Origin of the sequence: Mycobacterium sp. E2989 (assembly GCF_001667595.1) — a bacterium.
Lineage (GTDB): Bacteria > Actinomycetota > Actinomycetes > Mycobacteriales > Mycobacteriaceae > Mycobacterium.
Genome location: NZ_LZJX01000011.1, coordinates 1 through 515 on the forward strand (window position 1 = coordinate 1; position 515 = coordinate 515).

Genomic DNA, 515 nt, shown 5'->3' on the forward strand with positions numbered 1-515 from the left:
TCCCATAGCGCGACGTGCACCGCCCAGTCGTCGCGCCCGAGCTCGGAGAATTCCCGCGTCCCGTCCAGCGGGTCCACGATCCACACCCGGTCCGCACGCAGCCGGACCGGATTGTCCACACCCTCCTCGGACAGCACCGCGTCGTCGGGGCGCTCGTCGGCCAGCGCTCCCATCAAGAAGTCATGGGATCGCTTGTCCCCCGCGGCTTTCCGCTCACTCGCTTCAGCCTCGGCGAACTCATCGCGGACCGTGAGCAGCAGCCGCCCGGCCTCGGTGGCCAGCCGCGCTGCCAGGTCGTGGTCATCCGTCAGCTGCAACGCCATCACATTCCTTAAGTTGGCAGTGTTGACCAACTTTACCCTGCCAACTCGATGCCTGCGGGCACCGCCCCGAACGGAGGGGTTCGGCCGTAATCTGGTGAACGTGAGCGGGGGAAACGTTCCTTCATTGAGCCGGTTGCGAAGCATTCCACGGGGGCGACTGATCGTCATCGGCGTTGTCTCGGCGGTAGCGCT

1 protein-coding gene is annotated in these 515 nt (G+C 66.0%); it reads right to left on the minus strand.

The window, feature by feature from the left end; genetic code table 11:
- Positions 1 to 323: inositol monophosphatase family protein (locus A5680_RS02985; protein ID WP_304442364.1), on the minus strand; the 323-nt coding region annotated here is incomplete at its 3' end.
- Positions 324 to 515 lie beyond the last annotated feature (192 nt).